The organism is Streptomyces muensis (assembly GCF_021474425.1).
GTDB classification, from domain to species: Bacteria; Actinomycetota; Actinomycetes; order Streptomycetales; family Streptomycetaceae; genus Streptomyces; species Streptomyces muensis.
This window is the reverse complement of record NZ_JAKEIP010000481.1, coordinates 1-3,183: the sequence shown is the minus strand read 5'-3', so window position 1 is coordinate 3,183 and position 3,183 is coordinate 1. Positions and strand designations below refer to the sequence as shown.

2 protein-coding genes and 2 pseudogenes are annotated in these 3,183 nt (G+C 72.3%); 1 reads left to right on the top strand and 3 read right to left on the bottom strand.

Going from position 1 to position 3,183, the window contains the following annotated elements; genetic code table 11:
• Nucleotides 1–69 precede the first annotated feature (69 nt).
• Together L0P92_RS43375 and L0P92_RS43370 are read right to left on the bottom strand one after the other, a co-directional pair.
• Nucleotides 70–1,059, bottom strand: a pseudogene (locus tag L0P92_RS43375) (glycosyltransferase family 2 protein); the annotation flags it as partial.
• Between the two features lie 200 nt (nucleotides 1,060–1,259).
• Complete coding sequence (locus L0P92_RS43370) at nucleotides 1,260–1,751, bottom strand: MarR family winged helix-turn-helix transcriptional regulator (RefSeq protein ID WP_234768637.1); 492 nt, start codon at nucleotides 1,749–1,751, stop codon at nucleotides 1,260–1,262.
• Nucleotides 1,752–1,877: 126 nt separating this feature from the next.
• Here L0P92_RS43370 and L0P92_RS43365 point away from each other — a divergent pair, with 126 nt between their 5' ends.
• Nucleotides 1,878–2,291 (top strand): organic hydroperoxide resistance protein, encoded by a 414-nt coding sequence (locus L0P92_RS43365; protein WP_217212088.1) that lies wholly within the window; start codon nucleotides 1,878–1,880, stop codon nucleotides 2,289–2,291.
• 64 nt (nucleotides 2,292–2,355) lie between these two features.
• On the opposite strand, the pseudogene L0P92_RS43360 reads toward L0P92_RS43365, so the two are convergent.
• Nucleotides 2,356–3,183, bottom strand: a pseudogene (locus L0P92_RS43360) (hypothetical protein); the annotation flags it as partial.

The following is a 3,183-nucleotide window of genomic DNA, read 5'->3' as shown; positions in this document are numbered from 1 at the left end:
CCCCCCCCCCCCCCCCCCCCCCCCTTTTCAAGCAGAAGACGGCATACGCGATGATATAACAGGTCTCGTGGGCTCGGGGGAGGCCAGGACGACGCGGCCGATGAGGCGGCCGGGCGCGGTGGGGTTGTGCGCCCAGTCGGACGCGTCGAACTCCGCGAGACACGCCCGCGTGTGCGCCCACCACGCGCGCTGGTACCGCTGGTCGTGCAACCCCAGCTCACGGGCGTATATCCGCAACTCGTGGTCGAGGAACTTGGCCCGTGCCGCCCGCGCCAGCTCCTTCTGCCCCGCGCCCAGCAGGATCTCGTACGCCAGCCGGCTCGCCTCCGTGCGCGCCCGCCAGTTGGCGATGTCGGCGCGGTCCAGGGAGATCGACAGCCGGTCGGCCGAGCGGCGCACGTGCCAGACGTACACCCGGTCGGGGACGAGGGCCATGCGCGGCCGGGCGGCGAGCACGCGCGCGGTGAAGACGAAGTCCTCGTAGGGGAAACGGCCTTCGGGGAAGCGGATGCCGTTCTCGCGCAGGAAGTCCGTGCGGTAGAGCTTGTTCACACAGAGGGTGTCGTGGACCAGGCGCGGGCGCTGAGCGGGGTGCTCGAAGACGGCGTGCGTGGCGTAGAGGGGCGCCTGCCAGGGCACTTCGCGCCGCCCGGGCAGCTCCCGCCGTACACAAAGACCGCCCGCCACCTGCGCGTCCGCCCCCGTCGCCGCCGTGAGCAGCGCGTCCACCGCGCCCGGCGGCAGTACGTCGTCGCTGTCGAGGAACATCACATACGGCGAGGTCACCCGGTCGAGGCCGGTGTTGCGCGGGCTGCCGCAGCCGCCGCTGTTGACCCGGCGCCGGACCACCTTCAGGCGCGGCTCGGTCGTGGCGAGGCGGGCGAGCAGGTCCACGCTGGCGTCCGTCGAGCAGTCGTCCACGGCGACGACCTCACGGACGACGGGGCCCTGCGCCAGCGCCGAGCGGACCGCGGTGGTCACATGGGCGGCGTCGTTGTAACCGATGACGATGACGCCGACCTGGGGGGCGCGCGCGGTGCGGGGGGCGTGAGCGTGCATGGAGGTCACGTTCCGGAATCGTAGGAATGATGCGCAATCGCCCGTTAGAGGGGACTTGGGGCGCGTTCCGGAAGACGTCGGGAGGTGATGGCGGGTTCATCCGCGGGCGGCGGCGCTTCGGAGGGGCGGCCTCATCACCCCTACGGCTCCATGCATCTCTACGGCTCCGCGCACCTACGGCTCCATGCGCGGCGCCCTGCCTATGCCCCGCGCCCCGCTGCCGCCCCCTCCGTCGCCTCCTCGACCGCCGCGGCGTCCAGCGCCTCCGTGAGCTGGTCCAGCCGTGCCCGCAGCGCGCGGATCTCGTCCACGTCGAAGCCGGTCGCGGTGGCGATCCGGCGCGGCACCTGAAGGGCCCGCTCGCGCAGCGCCGTGCCCTCGTCCGTCAGGCGCACCTCCACCGAACGCTCGTCGCGGGCGCTGCGCTCCCGGCGTACCAGGCCCGCCGCCTCCAGCCGCTTGAGCAGCGGCGACAGGGTGCCGGAGTCCAGGCGCAGGTGTTCGCCCAGCTTCTTGACGGGCAGGTCGCCGTGTTCCCACAGCACCAGCATCACCAGGTACTGCGGATAGGTGAGCCCGAGGTCCTTCAGGACCACGCGGTAGACGCCGCCGAAGGCGCGCGACGCGGCGTTCAGGGAGAAGCAGATCTGCTGGTCGAGGCGGAGCCAGTCGGCCGTGGGCGTGGTCGTCATGGTTCCAGGGTAGCTCGTGCCCATCATTTAGTTGTGCCCAATTGAATTGTGTGCTCTACTTGTGGTCGTGCGGCGGCCGACGACAGAGCCGCCGGACGTGACTCGACTCGAGAGGGATGGTTTTCCATGGACGCGCTCTACACCGCTGTCGCCACCGCCACCCACGGCCGCGAGGGCCGCGCCGTCACCAACGACGGCAAGATCGACCTCGCGCTGGCCATGCCGGTGGAGCTCGGCGGCAACGGGCAGGGCACCAACCCGGAGCAGCTCTTCGCCGCCGGGTACGCCGCCTGCTTCGGCAGCGCCCTCGGCCTCGTCGGCCGCGCGGCCAAGGTCGACGTCTCCGACGCCGCCGTCACCGCCGAGGTCGGCATAGGCAAGCAGGGCGAGGGCTTTGGCCTGAAGGTGACGCTGCGCGTGGAACTGCCCGACGCCCTGGACGAGGAGACCGGCCGCAAGCTGGTCGAGCAGGCCCACCAGGTCTGCCCCTACTCCAACGCCACCCGCGGCAACATCGACGTCGACCTCGTCATCGAGTAACCCCACCCGAAGCCGACGTCTCACCTGATCGCCGACGCCTCACCCGGCGTCCCGTGCCGACGTCTCACCCGATCCGCGCCAACACCTCCCCCGTCTCCCGGCTCCACGCCACCACCACCGCCTCCTCCGGCACCCGCTTCCACCGCGTCAGCAGCAGCCAGCGCGCGTGATAGCGCCGGGCGACGGCCGTGCGCTCGGCGCGGGTCGAGTCCGGGGAGAGGTAGGCGCGGACATCGGCGAGCCGGCGCTCCCGTTCCCGTTCGTCCAGCGCGGGGTCGGGCCAGATCGGCGCGGCGAGGTTCGGCCCGTATCCAGGGAGCGAGCGGGGCGCGAAGTGCCCGTCGGAGATGACCACCTCGCCCTTCCCGACATGCCGTGCCACCCACGCGTACGACGGCCAGAGCGAAGGCTGCTCCAACCCGATCGGGTCCAGCACGCGCGGCACGACCGCCCCGCCCTGCACGGTCAGGAACCCCACGCACGCCCCGACGGCCGCCGCCCCGCCCAGCACCCGCCGCGCCCTGCCCCACGGCCGGGGCGCCGCCAGCTCCACCGCCAGCGCGAACTGCGGCGGTACGAGCGTGAGCCCGAGGATCCTGCCGTACGTGTAGTGGCCGCTGACCCAGCCGTACGCCACCACCAGGCAGTCGAGGACGAACAGCAGCACCAGCGGATCCCGCCAGGAACCCCGCCGCCATCGCAGCCACAGCGCCGGCAGCCCCAGCAGCGCCAGCCAGAACTGCCCGCCGAGGTCCTCGTACAGTCGCTGGTGCATCCAGTCCACGCTGCTGTCCCCGGCCAGCGCGAACACGTCGAAGTACGGCCAGCTCCCGGCGACCAGCACCGCCGCACCCGCCGTCACTCCCCACCGCACCACCACGGCACCCCGAGC

Coding starts and splice junctions, on each gene's coding strand:
- L0P92_RS43365 (WP_217212088.1), top strand. CDS start 1,878: ATGGACGCGCTCTACACCGCTGTCGCCACCGCCACCCACGGCCGCGAG.
- L0P92_RS43370 (WP_234768637.1), bottom strand. CDS start 1,751: ATGACGACCACGCCCACGGCCGACTGGCTCCGCCTCGACCAGCAGATC.